The sequence below is a fragment of the Vibrio sp. 10N.261.55.A7 genome (genome assembly GCF_002877365.1).
GTDB lineage: Bacteria > Pseudomonadota > Gammaproteobacteria > Enterobacterales > Vibrionaceae > Vibrio.
In genome coordinates, this window is the sequence record NZ_MCWZ01000277.1 from 36,384 (window position 1) to 53,904 (window position 17,521).

At 44.1% G+C, this 17,521-nt stretch carries 13 protein-coding genes; 7 read left to right on the forward strand and 6 right to left on the reverse strand.

The window, feature by feature from the left end; translation table 11 throughout:
- The first annotated feature begins 1 nt into the window (after position 1).
- Positions 2-1,912, forward strand: coding sequence for an EAL domain-containing protein (locus BCU12_RS12550; RefSeq protein ID WP_102404588.1), 1,911 nt, complete (start codon positions 2-4; stop codon positions 1,910-1,912).
- Positions 1,913-1,930: 18 nt separating this feature from the next.
- Entirely contained in the window at positions 1,931-4,048 is a 2,118-nt protein-coding gene (locus BCU12_RS12555) for a type I secretion system permease/ATPase (RefSeq protein WP_102404589.1), read from the forward strand.
- A 238-nt stretch (positions 4,049-4,286) separates the two neighbouring features.
- On the opposite strand, the gene BCU12_RS12560 is transcribed toward BCU12_RS12555, so the two are convergent.
- Together BCU12_RS12560 and BCU12_RS12565 are read right to left on the reverse strand one after the other, a co-directional pair.
- Positions 4,287-6,830, reverse strand: a complete 2,544-nt coding sequence (locus BCU12_RS12560; protein WP_102404590.1) for a glycosyl hydrolase family 18 protein — start codon at positions 6,828-6,830, stop codon at positions 4,287-4,289.
- A 526-nt stretch (positions 6,831-7,356) separates the two neighbouring features.
- The gene (locus BCU12_RS12565; RefSeq protein ID WP_102404591.1) at positions 7,357-8,754 is read right to left on the reverse strand and encodes a tryptophanase; all 1,398 of its coding nucleotides are present in this window, start codon (positions 8,752-8,754) and stop codon (positions 7,357-7,359) included.
- 501 nt (positions 8,755-9,255) lie between these two features.
- Between BCU12_RS12565 and BCU12_RS12570 the strand changes: the two genes are divergently transcribed.
- Positions 9,256-9,894 carry a DUF2057 family protein gene (locus BCU12_RS12570; protein WP_102404592.1) on the forward strand — a complete coding sequence of 213 codons (639 nt, stop codon included), beginning with the start codon at positions 9,256-9,258 and terminating at the stop codon, positions 9,892-9,894.
- Positions 9,895-10,085: 191 nt separating this feature from the next.
- A complete protein-coding gene (locus BCU12_RS12575) occupies positions 10,086-10,625 on the forward strand; it encodes a GNAT family protein (RefSeq protein WP_102404593.1) in 540 nt (179 codons plus the stop codon).
- Between the two features lie 166 nt (positions 10,626-10,791).
- Here BCU12_RS12575 and BCU12_RS12580 read toward each other — a convergent pair whose 3' ends face one another.
- The 4 genes from BCU12_RS12580 to BCU12_RS12595 all read right to left on the reverse strand — a co-directional run bounded on the left by BCU12_RS12580 (position 10,792) and on the right by BCU12_RS12595 (position 14,435).
- Complete coding sequence (locus BCU12_RS12580) at positions 10,792-11,004, reverse strand: cold-shock protein (protein ID WP_017036534.1); 213 nt, start codon at positions 11,002-11,004, stop codon at positions 10,792-10,794.
- 302 nt (positions 11,005-11,306) lie between these two features.
- Complete coding sequence (locus BCU12_RS12585) at positions 11,307-12,695, reverse strand: DASS family sodium-coupled anion symporter (protein WP_102404594.1); 1,389 nt, start codon at positions 12,693-12,695, stop codon at positions 11,307-11,309.
- 187 nt (positions 12,696-12,882) lie between these two features.
- Positions 12,883-13,740, reverse strand: a complete 858-nt coding sequence (locus tag BCU12_RS12590) for an alpha/beta hydrolase (protein WP_102404595.1) — start codon at positions 13,738-13,740, stop codon at positions 12,883-12,885.
- 104 nt (positions 13,741-13,844) lie between these two features.
- Positions 13,845-14,435 (reverse strand): TetR/AcrR family transcriptional regulator, encoded by a 591-nt coding sequence (locus BCU12_RS12595; RefSeq protein ID WP_102404644.1) that lies wholly within the window; start codon positions 14,433-14,435, stop codon positions 13,845-13,847.
- A gap of 120 nt (positions 14,436-14,555) precedes the next feature.
- On the opposite strand from BCU12_RS12595, the gene BCU12_RS12600 reads away from it, so the two are divergent.
- From BCU12_RS12600 to BCU12_RS12610, 3 genes are all read left to right on the forward strand, one after another.
- On the forward strand, positions 14,556-15,512 hold the full coding sequence (locus tag BCU12_RS12600; protein WP_102404596.1) for an AEC family transporter: 957 nt from the start codon (positions 14,556-14,558) through the stop codon (positions 15,510-15,512).
- Positions 15,513-15,693: 181 nt separating this feature from the next.
- On the forward strand, positions 15,694-16,734 hold the full coding sequence (locus tag BCU12_RS12605; RefSeq protein WP_102404597.1) for an acyltransferase family protein: 1,041 nt from the start codon (positions 15,694-15,696) through the stop codon (positions 16,732-16,734).
- Positions 16,735-16,758: 24 nt separating this feature from the next.
- On the forward strand, positions 16,759-17,445 hold the full coding sequence (locus tag BCU12_RS12610) for an START domain-containing protein (RefSeq protein WP_102404598.1): 687 nt from the start codon (positions 16,759-16,761) through the stop codon (positions 17,443-17,445).
- The last annotated feature ends 76 nt before the right edge of the window (positions 17,446-17,521 follow it).

A 17,521-nucleotide genomic window follows, 5' to 3' on the forward strand; every position in this document is an offset into this window, starting at 1 on the left:
CATGACATTATATAAACAGCTTGTCGCGGGTATGATTGCGGTATTTATGATGCTAATGGCATCTGTATTTATTATCGAATTCAATACCACACGAGATAACTTAGAGCAGCAGCAACGCTCTGAAATTAACAACACCATCAACACTGTAGGGTTAGCTCTGGCTCCTTATTTAGAAAACAAGGACACCGTTGCCGTTGAATCGGTGATTAACGCCTTGTTTGATGGCAGTAGCTATGCTGTTGTTCGGCTAATATTCTTGGATAGCGGTGAAGAAATACTTCGCTCTTATCCCGTGAAACCGAGTGACGTGCCAACATGGTTTACCGACATGAACCTATTCCAACGAATTCATGACCGACGTGTTGTGACCAGTGGTTGGATGCAATTAGCTGAGGTTGAAATCGTCAGCCACCCAGGTGGGGCTTACAGCCAACTCTGGATTGCATTAAAAAGGCTAGCGATCGCGTTTACCATGATTTTCTCCATTGGCTTACTTTCTATAGCGTTTATTCTTAAGCGCGCATTGAAGCCACTTCAACTCATCGTAGAGAAAATGGAACAAGTCGCCAAAAACCAGTTCGGTGATCCTTTACCAAGACCAACGACTAAAGACCTCATCTATGTGGTAGATGGTATCAATAGCATGTCTGCTCAGGTTGAATCTGCTTTCCGAGCGCAGGCTAAAGAAGCTCAACAGCTTCGTGAGCGCGCGTATATAGACCCTGTATCCAAACTTGGCAACCGTGCTTACTACATGAACCAGTTAAGCTCGTGGCTCAATGAAAATTCTGGTGGAGGCGTTATCATCCTGGAAGCCGGTTTTATCAAAGAGCTCTATGATGACAAAGGCTACGAGTCTGGCGATGGCATGGTTCAACACTTAGCCGAACACCTCAAAATATCCATTTCGTTCCCTAATATGACCATCGCTCGTATTTCCACCGAAGAGTTTGGGTTTATCTTCCCAAATATGGATGACAGTGAACTCAAAATTACCGCCGAAAGTGTGATCAATTATGTCGGAGATATTAACCCCGACCCAACTGGAACCTCTACTCTCAATATGGCACTAGGCGTTGTACACACTAAAGAGTCTAAATCTTCAACAGAGATCTTAACGCTACTCGATAATGCTCTAGCCAATGCAAAATCGAATCCTGAAATTACCTATGGTTACGTCTCAAGCGACAGTCACAAGAACATCATGGGTAAACAACAATGGAAATCATTGGTTGAAGAAGCAATCAATAACGACCTATTCCAATTCCGATTCCAAGCGGCAAACAACAGTTGGGGGCAAACCTATCACCGTGAAGTTTTCTCGTCGATTGAGAAAGATGGCGAACGCTTTAGCGCAAATCAATACCTATTCGCCCTTGAGCAGCTGAACGCCAGCCATATTTTCGATCAATATGTCATTCAAGCCATGATAGATAAGCTTGAAAGTAACGAAATAACCGATCCATTGGCAATTAACATTTCACAAAGCAGTATTTCTCAGCCGAGCTTTATCCGTTGGATCAGCCAAGTATTGGTTAAGCACCCTAAAATCGCGGGCAGGCTTCATTTTGAAATACCAGAAACCTGTTTTAATACATCGCCTCACCACACTGCCCTATTCTGTAACGCTGTAAGAAGTGCCGGTGCTGAGTTCGGTGTTGATAACTACGGTCGAAACTTCCAGTCGCTTGATTACATCAACGAGTTCAGACCTGCTTATGTGAAACTAGATTACCTGTTTACCCATCATCTAGATGATGAAAAACAGAAATTCACTTTAACCTCAATATCTCGAACTGCCCATAACCTTGGCATTAAAACCATCGCGTCTAGAGTAGAAACGCAAACACAGCTCGACTTTTTATCAGAGCACTTTATTGAAGTTTTCCAAGGCTTTATTGTCGATAAATAACATTGAAGGTTTAACTGAATGCAGGACCCGCTACTGAATTCGCTCATTTACGTGAGCCGCTATTATGGATTGGCTAATTCTCCAGAAGCGTTGATTAATGGACTCCCTTTATCTGAGGGGAAATTGACCCCTTTTCTACTGCCGCGCTCTGCAGAGCGTGCCGGTTTGGTTGCAAAAGAAAATAGAGCCGCTCTTTCTGAAATACCAGAGCTGATTCTCCCAGTCATATTATTGCTCAAAGGCGGAGACGCTTGCGTACTGAACAGTATTAATGCGGAAAAAAAAGAAGCTGAGATCGTCACTGGTGAATCCGGATTGGTTCCTATTTCTATTCCCCTAAGTGAGTTGGAAGAGCGCTTTAACGGGCGTTACTTTTTAGTAAAGAAACAGTTTCGCTACGATGAACGATCTCCCGAAATATTAAAAACGCGTGAAGGACACTGGTTCTGGAGCACTATTTGGCAATCGAAGCGCATCTATCGTGACGTATTTATCGCCTCGATTTTAATTAATATCTTTGCGATTGCTGCGCCAATGTTTACTCGACTTGTTTACGATAAAGTCGTACCCAACCTGGCATTCGAGACGCTTTGGGTGTTAGCGAGTGGTATATTTGTCATCTTCTTGTTCGATTTGTTGCTAAAACTTCTTCGAAGTTATTTTATTGATGTAGCAGGGAAAAAGTCAGACATTCTGATTTCATCCAAGCTATTTAGTAAAGTGCTTGGCATTCGCATGGAATCCAAGCCGCCTTCAGTCGGTGCATTTGCAAGACATTTACAAGAGTTTGAGTCCATTCGAGAGTTCTTCACTTCAGCGACAATATCGTCACTGATTGACTTGCCATTTGCACTTTTGTTCTTGGTTCTCATTTGGCTTATGGCGGGAGATATCGTTTATGTTCCTGTCATCGGCGTACTGATTCTGGTTATTTACTCTCTCTTAATACAAGGTCCACTGCGCAGGGCGATTGAAGAAGGATCCCGCCTGGCGTCTCAAAAATACGCTAACTTGATCGAAAGCTTGGCTGGTTTAGAAACCGTTAAACTGTTCGGCGCACAGAGCCAGTTCCAATATCGGTGGGAAGAAGCCGTAGCGCATATGGCCAACTGGAACATCAAGAGCCGACGCATAACTGATGGCATACAAAACACCGCTGGATTTGTTCAACAAGCGTCGAATGTTGGCATGATCATCGTGGGTGTATACCTAATCGCCGAAGGCGAACTTACAATGGGTGGCCTAATCGCGGCCACCATGCTCAGTGGGCGTGCCATTGGCCCTATGGTTCAACTTTCGCTTCTTTCTACTCGCTATAATCAAGCGAAATCTTCCATGTCGATCATTGAGCAAGTCATGGACATGCCTGACGAACAAGAAGAGGGTAAACGCTATATTCATCGCCCTATCGTGCAAGGAAAGATTGAGTTAGATCGCGTGACATTCAACTACCCTGATGCGCCAATTGCTTCTATTCGTGAGCTGAGCTTAACCATTAACCCAGGTGAGAAAGTCGCCATTATCGGTCGTATTGGTTCGGGCAAAACAACCTTGGAACGCCTGATCATGGGATTGTACCAACCCATTGAAGGCAGTGTTCGAATCGATGATACCGATATTAAACAACTGCACCACATCGATATCAGACGCAATATCGGTTGTGTCCCACAAGACAGTAACCTGTTTTATGGTTCTATTCGCGACAACATTACGCTTGGTCGACCACTCGCAGATGACAGAGATGTCATGGATGCCGCTAACCGAGCTGGCGTGACCGTGTTTACTCAGCAAGATCCAGCAGGGCTTGAACGTCAGGTGGGTGAAGGAGGATTGCTCCTGTCTGGCGGACAGAGACAGGCTGTTGCAATTGCACGTGCTATTTTAGGCCGCCCACCCGTGCTATTACTGGACGAACCAACAAGTGCGATGGATAACCGTTCAGAAATGCACATCAAGCACCAGTTAGGCCAAATGACAGAGAAAGAAACCCTGATCTTAATTACCCATAAGACATCCATGCTAGATATTGTCGACCGAGTCATTGTGATGGAAAAAGGCAGCATTATTGCGGATGGCCCTAAAAACCAAGTTCTAACGAACCTCAAGCAAGGCAAGGTTCGAGCTGTAAACGGTTAATGAAAGAGTGATGATTAGATCGGCATGGCATAAACAATACATTGCTATTCAATCAAAATAGCAGCCTTAGATGTGCGCTTACATTGTTTGTCTATCAATAAAAATGCCTAAGGGTCTAAGAGATATCGAGCCAAGAAAAAAGCTCTGCTAGTTAGCAGAGCTTTTCATTAACGCCTTAGTAAGAATATCCTTACACAGGCTTGGTGATGGGTTTTAGACACCAGCTAAACTCCATCGATTAGTTTGTTGCACAATCTGCAGCGCCCATGTCCTTCCAAACACCCCACTCACCCGTTGTTGATGGGTCTTCACCTGTCGTCCACCATTTCGCTTCATACACTTTTCCAGCCCACGAAACCTGTTGACCTCCAGTGTATACCGCGCCAGTGTCCCAAAGGTTCGTACAAGTACCACCACCCGTTGTATGCTTCAGTACTACGACATCAACAGCAGCATCAGTGCTCAATTGACCATCACTGACCGTTACGCTAAAGCCTAACGTAGTATCTTGCGTATATTCACCCGCCACAAAGCTTACTGTCGCGCCTTGGATTGTTGCACCAATCGAGGCTGGAACATTCCATGTGTATGTGAGCACGTCACCTTCAGCATCGGTAGACCCTGACGCGTCAACGACTACGATGTCACCAGCACTGACTTGTGAAGGTGCGGAAATAGTCGCGACAGGTGCAGAGTTAACCGGCCCAGTATCCACAGGACTCACTGTGACTTTGATCGTGTCAGTTGCCGTCGCGGCTTCATTATCCGTCACTGTCAACTCAAAGGTTAAGACTTCAGTCTGAGCGACCTCAGAAACATCAAAAGTAGCGACCGCAGTGTTGTCCCCTTGCAGTACCACTGCCGTACCTGATGTTTGTTGCCATTGATGGGTAACAATTGTTCCATCGCTATCCGTCGACGCTGAGCCATCAAGTGTTACTGACGCTGACCCTACAACGGCAATATCCGCTCCTGCTTGTGCAATAGGCTTCTTGTTAACAGGCTCAGTTGTTCCACCCGCTAAACCTTCGTGCATCGCGTTTAAGATATCGCCATTATCCGCATCGATTTCCCACGAGAATAGACCCGCTAGCCCAAGGCTTCGAGCGTAAGCACCTTTTGCTTTGACAGAACGATCATCATCAAAGCTGATCAGTTGCCCCGTCGTCGGGTTCCATACCCACGCCGCTTCCGCTTGAGCATCATAACCATACTCAAAACCATTAACACCGGTATTATTTGCACCTAGCATGTACGTTTTAACGCCTTTATAGTCGATGACGCCATCTTCCCACACACCCTGTGCTGTTGAGCCTTTCAGTTTACCGTTACCAACGCCCGTCATTGGGTCGGTTGGATCCGATAACGTATCAGGCGTCACACCTTCCCAGCCTCGGCCATACATTGCCGTACCTAACACTAACTTGTTCGCGGGCACGCCCTGCGCTAGCAGCAGTTGAATACCATTGTCAGCGGTATAAGCGGGACCTTTATATGCTTCACCTGTTTCATCAACACCAGAGCCATCACATTGACCAGGGCGCATGAAGCTGCCACAGTTCAACGCAGTTTGGTGACCCAGTACGTTGTTCCAACCACCATAAAAGTCGTACGTCATGGCAAAGATGTAATCCATGTATTGAACAGCGTCTGCATAGTTCACATCTTCAATTTTGTCATAACCCACACCGATTGCAGAAGTCAGTTCGTAGGTACGACCATTTGTCGCTTCAAGCTCATCAAGCATGGCTCGTAGTTCTTGCATTAAAGCAACATACGCTGGGCCATCATTCACTGGGTCACCTAAATCTGCTGCTGCACCGCCGCCCCCAGGGAATTCCCAATCAATATCCACACCATCATAGAATTTCCATGTTTGTAGGAATCGTTTAACCGATGCAACAAACGTATCTCGATTCGCTTTAGTGGTGAAATCGAAGAAAGGGTCAGAGAGTGTCCAACCACCAATAGAAGGAATGATTTTAAGGTCTGGATTACGCTGTTTAAGCGCCATCATCATTGCGTAGTTGCCTTTAATTGGCGTGCTGTATTCATGGCCAGCCTGAGTGAAACTCTTTTGGAACGCCGCCCAAGGGTCATGAATGACTACTTCATAATCATTGACTCCCTGACACGCCGTCATAAGCGCGTTATAGCTGTTACCACCCACTGATTTCACTGACTCGTTCGGCCCACAAACCGGAATAAACCCGTAAAGAATATGCGTTAGATTATCCGCAGGAAGGTTATCAACCGTATAGTCACGGCCATAGATTCCCCATTCTACAAAATAGGTACCTACGACGGTATTTGGGTCAGTGTTGTACGTTTTATTGTTTGAATCTATGTTCATTGCAAGAGGGGCAAGGTGAGAACCATCAGTGTCTGCAATCGTTATTTCCGACGGAGCACTTTTACTACAGCCAGTCGCATCACACGCCTCTACTTCCATCTGAAATAAACCACCAGAAGGGTAGGTAAAACTCGCTGCTGTTTGACCACCACTGATTGGGCCCGTCGCGACTTCTACTCCATCAAAGTAGATCTTGTAAGTATCACCAGTTTCACCACTCCACTGATTAAACTGGATCGTAATTTTAGCTTCATCATGGTACGTCACCATTTGGTTATAGCCAGACGTTGTTTCCATAGCCAGTTCAATTTTTGAAAATTGAAGGTTATTTGATCCATACACATCGATACTTGGTGCTGTTGGCGCTGCTATTGCTAGACCAGAAAGGCCCATAGCAACGCTCGCTGCGCACATGGTTAGTCGATTCATATCTTTATCATTCCTTGAATGTTTCTAAAAGGTTTCGGCATCGCCTCTATATTTAGGCTTAATTATCTATGCCTCATTGTCTGTCCTTATAAATAGGTTCATAAGCACATCCCCTTTAGTATTCGAGAAACTTAATTATTAGGGCAAAAAAATAAATTCACTTTCGAGGCATGAGTGATAAATAGACAATTGTTATCACCTTGTTGCACGTCAAAAGCAACGCTGAGTCAATAAATTGAAAAATTGACACTACAAAGTGGAAAAACTAAAGCTAATGGTATAGCGACAGTGTAAGTCTCTATTTTTTAAACATAAATTAGATTTATATGAACTAAGATCACAGAGATATTGCAAATTGAAGAGCGATCTACAGTTGAACGTTGTCTAGAAAAATCGATACGTTAGGGACTTTAAAAGTGATGCGAACGAAGAAGTGAGATTGAGAGAATCGTATCCCCAGAGAACGAACGTTAGAGGAACCGTTTTGGATAACCCGTACCATTAAGATACGGGTTCGAGTCAGCAATCAACGGGAAACAAACTTCGCCGTAAAGTGACGTAATACAGGTGGCTCATAGTCAAAATCCAGCCCCTTTAGTTGCGACGCGTGTTTGGCCAGCTCAATGATCGCATCAGCGATATAATCCATATGGTCATTAGTGTAAACCCTTCTAGGAATCGTCAGTCTCATTAGCTCAAGTTCTGCAGGCTTTTGCACTCCGGTTTCAGGGTCTCGGCCAAGCAATAGTGAGCCAATCTCCACCGCTCGTATCCCTGCCTCTAAGTAAAGTGCATTACACAGAACCTGTGCTGGGAACTGCTCTGGTGGGATATGAGGAACGATCTTAGCTGCGTCAACAAAAACAGCGTGCCCACCGGTCGGATATTGAATGGGAATTCCTGCCTCTTTCAGGCGCTCACCCAAGTACGCCACTTGGCTGATGCGGTAATGCAGATAATCTTCATCCGCACCTTCGTGCATGCCTCGAGCCAGTGCTTCCATATCTCGACCGGCCATCCCCCCATAAGTGACAAAACCTTCCATCGGCACACAGCGCGTGCGCACCGCTTGAAACAACTCTTCATGATCACGTATGCAGCACAGGCCACCAATATTCACTAAAGGATCTTTTTTCGCCGACATCGTCAGCATGTCGCCATGTTGATACATCTCCCGAATAATGTCTAAGATGCTTGCGTCTTGATAGCCCTCCTCTCTCTGCTTGATAAAGTAAGCATTTTCACAATACCTGGCAGAATCAATGACGACAGGAATGTCATGCTTGCTCGCCATCTCATAGACAGCACGCATATTCTCCATGGAAACAGGTTGACCGCCGGAACTATTACAAGTCACTGTCGTGATGATCGCACAGATATTATTTGAGCCATATTCTTCTATCGTTTCTTGAAGACGAGTGAGATCAAAGTTCCCTTTCCAATCATAAGCGGTTGTTGTATCAAACGCTTCTTGAGTAAGTACATTGATGGCTTTACCGCCATTTAGCTCAATGTGACCCGCTGTCGTATCAAAATGATAATTGGAAATAAATACCGGGTTATCGCCTCCGCGAACCTGACGCATCCTTTCAATCAAGGCTGGGAACAAAATTTGCTCAGCACCTCTTCCTTGGTGAGCGGGCACGGTCAGTTTGTAGCCAAAAAAGTGCTCTACCGCTTCGCATAGGTGGTAATAGTTTCGGCTTCCGGCATAAGACTCATCGCCCATCATCAGACCTGCCCACTGATTATCACTCATCGCCCCCGTACCTGAGTCGGTTAATAAATCGATATAGACATCATCACTTCGAAGTAAGAATGGGTTTAGCCCCGCCTCTTTCAATGCGACGGTTCTGTCTTCAAGCGTGGTCATTTTAATTGGTTCCACCATTTTGATGCGGAATGGCTCTGGAATTCGTTTCATTTGCGTATCCTTTCTATCCATCAAGACAACGTGTGTAAACGCCGTACATTTCCCAACTAGCAGAGCGCAAATATGAATGAGGCTACGCTGAGCATGTGGAACGTGGTCTTAACGGTTTTTTAGTTGAATAATTTGAGTTGTACTAAAAATCTGGTGCATTAAAGACCAGTAGAAAGGGGCGATCAGATTTGTTTATTAAGAAGGGACAAGCAGTAGTCAATATTGTACCAAGGCGACAACACTAACATGTTGTCGAGCTGAACAAATTGGCTCATGGCGCTATCTCCATAATATCGAATGATAGTTAACTATAGTCCATCCGCTAGGTGAATATCTGTGATGCTTGGCTCAAAGCAAAATCAAATAATAAAAGTAGAACGACACGCCGAAACATTAACAAATGATGAAATTTGCATACTTATCACAAAGCTCTATTGCGTTTATCGACTTTACTAGGCAGTCTCTGTGAGTGAATTTTATGTTTCAAGTTAGGATAAACTGATGAATCTAATAAAAACCCTTTCTTGTACCTGTGCCTTAGTACTTAGCCAAGCAGCGTTGGCGGATGTCACAATTCAGGTTCCAGATACTATTGACTTACTCGTGGCAAATGGGGAAACACCAGAACTCTCTGGAGGCTTTTTCTCATCAGGTAAAACCTTAACGCTCCCAGATGGCGTCAACCAAATTGCCTTTCGCTATACGGTTAATTTCGACAAAAGCAACGATCGTATTACAGTTGAAAGCGATACTGTGATTGCTAAATTCAATGCACAAGATAAAGAGCTTACCTTCAATGTGCCACGCTATCGAAATGAACGTGAAGCAAAATCTCAAATCAAAGCACTAGATTGGACGCTGGTTGATAAATCGGGTCAAGCCGTCGAAATGCTAGAAGACAAGTTAATGAAAGAAGGCATGCAGATAGGCCGAGACTACCAACGCGAAGTTGAAGACTACAATCGCGCCGGTGGAATTGCTGCTGTAGCAGTCGCTGGCGCAGTTATGCCCGTCACCCTACCCGCACAATTGCCAGAATCATCAGCATCTTCAGATACAGCAGAAGAAATGCTGCATTTTTGGTATGACAAGGCAGACGAAGAAACAAAAGCCCGCTTTAAAGCTCATATCAATCAATAATCACGACCACACACTGGTTAGAAAATTGACACTCAGCGATGTTGCTTCAGGCTTGAAATGCTTGGCTATCAGCATCGCTGCACTCTAATCTCGCATTTCTTCTTTTCCCCTGTAGCCACTCTGACTAGAGTCTGCTAGCGTATTTCTACTTACTGCTTCATTTTGTTCTTTCACTAAAACGTGGTGTTTCTGTGTTTAGTTACCCTATTGATAACGAACTAAAAATCGCATTGGTTCAAGAGTCTTTCGCCCCCCTCTATGCCGATCTTGTCTTTGACCAAAAAGACTATTTATCTCGCTGGCTTGCTTGGCCTAAGCATTGCCATTCAGAACAAGATTTCTGTCTATTTGTTCAACGATCACTTCACGACTATGCGGATGGAAAGTCGATGACTTGCGCGATCATCTACCACGATGAACTTGTTGGAAACTGCAGCTTTAACAGTATCGATCACGATCTTAAGAAAGTGGAAGTGGGGTATTGGCTATCTCAGTCCAAACAAGGGAAAGGCATCGTTACACGAGTCGTCAACAAACTTATTCAGATTGCTTTCGATGATCTCGATATGAATAAAGTCGAATTATCAGCTGCAACAGAAAATAAACCAAGTCGCGCAGTGGCAGAAAGAGTGGGAATGAAGTTTGAAGGAGTCATCACCAATAGAGAAAACATCGAAGGGCGAATTCTAGATCACGCTATTTATGGTATTCACCGCAACAACGGAAAGTAGATAGTCACGACTCGGTGATCGATATGCCAAAGTCATGCTTAAACCACATGTCATTGTATTCACTCATTTTTGAACACTTAAAACGCTCAACTCAAACGTATCAAACGTAAAAAAGGCCGCCAATGGCGACCTTCTACAAATATTTCAGCTTACTAGTAGCGTCTAATTAAATAGCGACAACGTTGCTAGCTTGAAGACCTTTTTGGCCTTGCTCTACTTCGAAAGATACTTTTTGACCTTCGTTTAGAGTCTTAAAGCCCTCAGAAGCGATTGCACGGAAATGTACGAATACGTCTGCGCCACCGTTATCTTGAGTTAGGAAACCAAAACCTTTAGTTTCGTTGAACCATTTAACAGTACCAGTAATTGAGTTAGACATTTTATGTCCCTTGTTTATTTAAATTAATGAAAAGTTTACTATCAACACGAATGTTAATGAGTTGAATTATATTATGTTAAGCCTAAATAAAAGGGAAACGCCTATCTACAAAACTGAGGTTTAATAGTAGAAATTTTACTTGTACTTGATGCTGCATTTCATAACTCTCTGAATAACTGCGGCATATAATAATGATTGTTCATTTTTTGTACAGCAATTTTTAACAAAAAAAAGAAAGAATCTTCCCCCAACACTTGAGAAGATTCTGCCCATTGAATGAAAACTAGTTAGAGCTAAACAACTTACGCCCAAAACAACATAGCAATAATGGTTAGTGCACCAATACAGACAATATTCAAAATAATACCCACACGCATCATTTCATTTTGTTTGATATGCCCGGAACCAAACACTATTGCGTTTGGAGGCGTGGCGACTGGCAACATAAAGGCACATGACGCGGCGACAGCAATCAATACGGATAAAATCACAGGGGACATACCAAACGCTTCAGCGACCGTTGCAAAAACAGGGATCAGCAGCGCTGCACTCGCAGTGTTACTCGCAAATTCTGTCAAGAACACCACAAAGGCGGCGACAATCAGAACAATCAGTACAATCCCAAGTTGAGAAATCAGCTCACTGAGTTCATTCGCAAGAAACACGCTTGTTCCCGTCGCCTTTAAAACGTTACTTAAACAAATACCACCACCGAAAAGCAGCAATACGCCCCAATCAGCTGTTTTTTCAACATCCTTCCAATGAACGACTCGTGCAAAGTTCACCATGACAATCGCACCGAGTGCTACGATGGTATCGAATTTGGCGTAACCACCGATCATTGCGTTGATTGGCTTGCTAAAGATCCAAAGCAGTACCGTGGTAGCAAATATAGCCAACGTGACAACCTTACCCTTATCCCACTCGACAGCTTGGCGATTGAGCTCAAATTCACCCTGTAAATCAGGCTTCACAACAAAATACAAAACAAGGATCACCAGGGGTAGCAAGATCATTGCAGCAGGTAGACCAAAAGCCATCCATTCAGTAAACGTTAAGCCGACTTCCACAGCAGCAATGGCATTTGGCGGGCTGCCCACAATGGTAGCGATACCACCAATACTCGCACTGTAGGCAATACCGAGTAAGACAAACACGTACGTCTTATGCCCTGATTCTGAATTCACTTTACTAAGCACACCAAGAACGAGCGGTAGCATCATAGCTGCCGTTGCAGTATTGCTTATCCACATGGACAGAGCCGCAGTGACTCCAAACAACATATAGACAGCCACACTCATGCGACCCTTGGCGAGAATTAAAACTTTGTCAGCAATGACTTTATCTAAGCCTTGCGTATGCATGGCGGCTGCGAGGGCAAATCCTCCAAGAAACAAGAATATGATCGAGTTAGAGAAATTGTTGAGCGCAGTCTGTGTATCAAAAACGCCGAAGATGACGGCGAGAACGGGCACCAAAATCGCAGTCACTGTGACATGCAACGCTTCAGTCAGCCATAACACTGCGATAAATGTGAGCAGGCTAAGCCCCAAAACCACTTGTGGATCAAAGGGCAGCGTTTTGTACATCAGCAGACAAACAAAGACGTTTGCAATAATAATGATGCTATTGCGATTTAAAAACCATTCTCGGGTATTCGTGGGAAGTGGAACACTGTCATTTCTATTCATTGTTATCATTCCTTATAGGAGAAGTTGACAACAATAGAGTCACACAAAATTAACGATTCTAATAATTCATACCGCGAAGTTGTTAACCATATCAAATATAAGGTTAATTACATTAACAAGCTGAAATAATTAGAGTTTTAAAATATTTCCCACATCACTTTTTCTATACCAATTACCAATAGAACTATCAGTTGGCGCTAACTAACTCATCAAAACTATCCATCACTTGTTTCGACGCCATGACTCTTCCATGCCCTTGGCCTGTCGTCGTGCGCAATGTGACATTTTCTATCTCATTGAATGCTCGCTGAGACACTGAATAATCGGCAAACTTATCATTTTCATCGTGTACGATGATGGTTTGTGCTTCTCTAGCACAGAGCTTTTGATAAGGATTAACGGATTGAATCGGGTAGTGATATTGCTCTTCAATCTCAGACACGACCGCCTCAAACAAGCGCATCGAATAACCAGAACGGGCAATACTTCCAAAAAGGTTGTCTAGATAATCAAGAACAGGTGCGATGAGAAGCATTGGGCAGTGTTCAATTTTACGGTGACGACACTCCAGAGAAGAAGCGGTGCCCATGCTATGCGCAATCAAACCAGCAACCTCTTCCTCAAAGCTATCAAGTATTGCTTCTAACCCTTCAACAAACACAGGAATATGACCATGGACGCCATCACTTTTTCCATGCGCAGGGTGATCATACGCTAGTGCCGTATAGCCACGGCTCGCAATATGTTCCATCAGTGGATAAAACTGACTCGCCGTGCCCGACCAACCGTGACCTAACACCCATATAGGTCCACTGCCGAGTTGATAGGTTTTTAATTCCCCGCCACTCCATTTGACTTCGCCTTTTGTCAACCCAATGGGTTCACTGTTTTTCGGCTTAGATCGAACTGGCGTGAGCAACAGTTTTCGTGCCGTTTTCTTCGCATGATTTGGCGCTAATGTGTGGTGCAAGCGAGTAGAAAGATTCAACACGCTTCGTTTAACGCTAAAACGCGCTGATGTATTAAAGTAAATTTTGTCACTCATGATTAATCCTTTATTTTATTTACCAACAATAGTACGACCGTGCTATTTGTAATTCTAAAAAAGCCAACGGATACATTGTTGGCGTCGATGTTATTCTTTATGGCCTAAGCGCGCCAGCTGATAAGTAACCTCTTCACGCCATTCCAAAAATGTTCATAGCTCGCTTCTTCACCACGAATAGAATAGAAAAGGTGCGCACTCAGATAAAGCCCATACAACTCAAACACAGCCTGGCTTGGTTGAAGATTTTGGCGGAACTCTTCGCTATCTACGCCTTTTTCGATTTGAATCTGAAGATAGCGAATCCACGTCGAGATGGTTTTTTTCAAAGCCAATTGGGTAGAACTTGGCGCAACCTGAGTATCTTTCCAGGCATCCAAAAACATACAACTGCCTTGAAACGAGTGGTTCCATGTCAACCAATTGTCCAACAGCGCAGTGAGTTTCTGCTCAATGCTAATGTCCGTTTGTTCTCTAGCTGGTGCAATGACACGTTGAGTAAAAGTCATATTTGCGTACTCAAGAACACTGACCTGCAGATTATCTTTCGAGTTAAAATGTGCAAACAAGCCACTCTTTGACATACCACACTCTTTAGCCAGTGCACCAATGGTCAAGCTTTCTAAGCCATTAACACTTGCTAGATCGAACGCAGTATTCAAAATGTGCTCTTTGGTCACTTTGCCTTTACTCATATTCACCATCAAAATAATTTCACTCCCTTATATTTAGCACGTTCGTTCTTTTTTGCAAATTAAATTTTCATCGTTCAATAATATAGGCACAATATGTGTGACTATATTTCGAGGCTAACCATGAACACACTTTTTGAGCAACTTGTCTTTTCTGCATCGGTCACAGGCCCTATTTGCCTCATGTTATTTCTTGGCGTTTTTCTTAAACGAATCAACTTGATCAACGAAAACTTCATCGACATTGCCTCAAAATTGGTCTTTCAAGTGACGCTGCCAGCGATGCTTTTTCTCAGTATTGTTCAATCTAAGCATGATTTTTCAACCAGCGGCAGTTTAGTCATCTTCGGTCTCATTGCTAACGCTTTGTTCTTTCTTTTTACGATGGTCGTGACAAAGCAGGTCTTCCCGAACCCAAAAGATCAAGGCGTGATCATTCAGGGTGGATTTCGCGCAAATACGGCGATCATTGGCCTTGCCTATATGGCGAAATTATACGGTGACTCAGGCGTTGCACTGGCTGCCGTTTACGTTGCTTCAACGACAGTGTTGTACAACATTCAAGCCGTTATTGCTTTGTCACCGTCTGAAAAAGGCTTCGGGCCAAAAGCACTCTCTGTGATAGGTAAAACGCTCACCCGTAACCCACTCATCATATCAATTATGCTCGGCGTGTTAGCTTATGCGCTGTCCCTACCGATTCCAAAAATGGCACTCGATGCGGGACAATATTTTGCCGATATGACGTTGCCTCTCGCACTTCTTTGTACGGGTGGCTCTCTTAATATTCAGTCATTGAAACACGACAAACTCCCAACTTGGTTCGCGACTGGTTTCAAATTGGTACTCGCGCCATTAACGGCCACACTCGCTGCCGTCGCACTCGGTTATGAAGGCCAACAACTTGGGCTTATATTTCTGATGACGGCTGCACCCACTGCCGCTGCAAGTTATGTCATGGCTCGCGCAATGGGTGGAAACTCGACCCTAGCCGCTAACATCATTGCACTGACCACCATTTTGTCGTTAGTCACCTGTACTTTCGGTATCTTTTTACTCACAAGATTTCAGCTCATGTAATCAGCTAGGTCATGCCTAAGTAGTATGCATTCACCAAGCGCATCAAATGAAAGACAGTTTTCCTAAACTGTGGCGATTTATATTAACCAGCGCGCACTTTGAAAAAGTGCCTGACAAATTCTTTTGGGGTGTAAAATTAACTTTGATAGTCTACACCCCTACTCTTTAAATGGTTAAAATCATGCATTCTAATTCCACGCAGGCGAAAGCGAAGATAGCCAGCATCGAGCTTGGTCGTAATGTTGCCATGCTCGTTATTCTTGCCATGCACTGTCAGATGTTTCTTGGGTATTGGCACACTAACGAAGAGCCATGGTTTGGTTACATCTTCAACCAAATTACCCGTTTTGCTGTGCCATTGTTCTTTATTATCTCAGGGTATTTTGTTTACCCTAAGCTCGTGAATAGCCCTATCGATGCAATGAAAGCTTATTCCAAACCACTGTTCAAAGTTTGGGTGGTCTGGAGCGTTTTAAGTTTGCTCATGCCATTTAATCTCGGCGTGGTGGCTGAACACGGCTATCTTGCAGAAAGGCAAGGGTATTGGAATTACCTTATGCAAGCACCGCTCAATACATTGTTTGAAGGGGGCTTGGTTCATTTGTGGTTTATCCCAGCCCTCATCTGTGCAGTGGCTATTTTGGCGTTTCTGATTAATTCGAAACAATCGTCTCTCATCATTCCTGTTGGGATCGTTCTATACGGTTACGGTGTGCTCGCGGGCAGCTATCAGGTCATCACAGAAATCGAGCCGCCAATCTTCACTCGTAATGGGCCATTCTTCGCTACATTAATGGTCGGAATAGGGTTTGCCATTAGGCAACGTGAACTGCGTTGGACTAGCACCAAAGCACTCTTCATCGCCTTAGCTGGATTAGCGATTCATTTTGCAGAGGCCGCAGTCTTACACAGTTATGGTCAACCGTTTAATAGCAATGATTTCTTATTCGGCACAGCACTTTGGGGGCTAGGCTGCTTTATGTGGTTGCTCGCTAAGCCAAACCTTGGCGATAGTGACGTTACTTATTCTATCTCTAAACGTATATTGCCAATCTATGTCAGCCACCTGTTAGTGATCATTTTAATGAACAACGTGGTCGCTATTGCTGCGCTTACGAATTTAACAAAAGACATGACGGTGTTTATCGGTTCGTTAGTACTGACTTATTTATTGGTGCTTGGGATAGAAAAAACACCGCTTAACAAGCTACTCTTTAGGTAATTAAGCGCGTACAAGGGGAACACAATGCAACATATTCAGTTCACGGTTCCCCTTTGTATTTTGCTGTTCTTTTCTTCTAGCGTTTTTGCTTCGCCAAACTCACATTGGCAATTTGTGAAAACTGAAGATCAAATAACCCTGCACACGCGACCTCATAGTGATGGATTAATTGAGATTCGCGCGCAGATGTTTATCCCCACCAGCTACTCCGCTTTCTTGTTATTACTTGAAGACAGCAAACGTGTACCCAAATGGATCGATAACGTATCGAAAAGCCAAGTATTGCGACAAATAAGCCCCAATGAAAATATCGTTTACACAGAGTTCAAAGCACCTTGGCCAGCGCTAGACAGAGATATGGTGACGTATTCTCGTTACTACTTTGAAGAGGCGGCTTTCATCCTACTGATCAAAGATGCACCAGACATGCTAGCCGAGCAATCTGGATACATCCGCATTACTGACGTGAAGGCACAATGGAAACTAGAAAAGTTGACTAACGGAATCACGCATTTGGAATACGTCGCATTTGCTAACCCGGGGGGCGTGCTACCCGACTGGCTGGTCAATAAACTCGCCATTAATAGCGCGTTAAAAACCTTCCAAGGCTTGAGAGAAGAGATAAAAAGCTATCAAAAAATGACTCACTCAAACATAGGGGCAAATGAAACTTCGTTGATTGCAGTTCCCACCGTTTCGAGTGGAAACTGATTCCTAAGAAGCAAAGCTTTAAACGCTCACGTGAAATAGAAGTCACCAAATACAAGCGCGCTTTCTACAAGATCAT

Coding starts and splice junctions, on each gene's coding strand:
- BCU12_RS12550 (WP_102404588.1), top strand. CDS start 2: ATGACATTATATAAACAGCTTGTCGCGGGTATGATTGCGGTATTTATG.
- BCU12_RS12555 (WP_102404589.1), top strand. CDS start 1,931: ATGCAGGACCCGCTACTGAATTCGCTCATTTACGTGAGCCGCTATTAT.
- BCU12_RS12560 (WP_102404590.1), bottom strand. CDS start 6,830: ATGAATCGACTAACCATGTGCGCAGCGAGCGTTGCTATGGGCCTTTCT.
- BCU12_RS12565 (WP_102404591.1), bottom strand. CDS start 8,754: ATGAAACGAATTCCAGAGCCATTCCGCATCAAAATGGTGGAACCAATT.
- BCU12_RS12570 (WP_102404592.1), top strand. CDS start 9,256: ATGAATCTAATAAAAACCCTTTCTTGTACCTGTGCCTTAGTACTTAGC.
- BCU12_RS12580 (WP_017036534.1), bottom strand. CDS start 11,004: ATGTCTAACTCAATTACTGGTACTGTTAAATGGTTCAACGAAACTAAA.
- BCU12_RS12585 (WP_102404594.1), bottom strand. CDS start 12,695: ATGAATAGAAATGACAGTGTTCCACTTCCCACGAATACCCGAGAATGG.
- BCU12_RS12590 (WP_102404595.1), bottom strand. CDS start 13,740: ATGAGTGACAAAATTTACTTTAATACATCAGCGCGTTTTAGCGTTAAA.
- BCU12_RS12595 (WP_102404644.1), bottom strand. CDS start 14,435: ATGAGTAAAGGCAAAGTGACCAAAGAGCACATTTTGAATACTGCGTTC.
- BCU12_RS12600 (WP_102404596.1), top strand. CDS start 14,556: ATGAACACACTTTTTGAGCAACTTGTCTTTTCTGCATCGGTCACAGGC.
- BCU12_RS12605 (WP_102404597.1), top strand. CDS start 15,694: ATGCATTCTAATTCCACGCAGGCGAAAGCGAAGATAGCCAGCATCGAG.
- BCU12_RS12610 (WP_102404598.1), top strand. CDS start 16,759: ATGCAACATATTCAGTTCACGGTTCCCCTTTGTATTTTGCTGTTCTTT.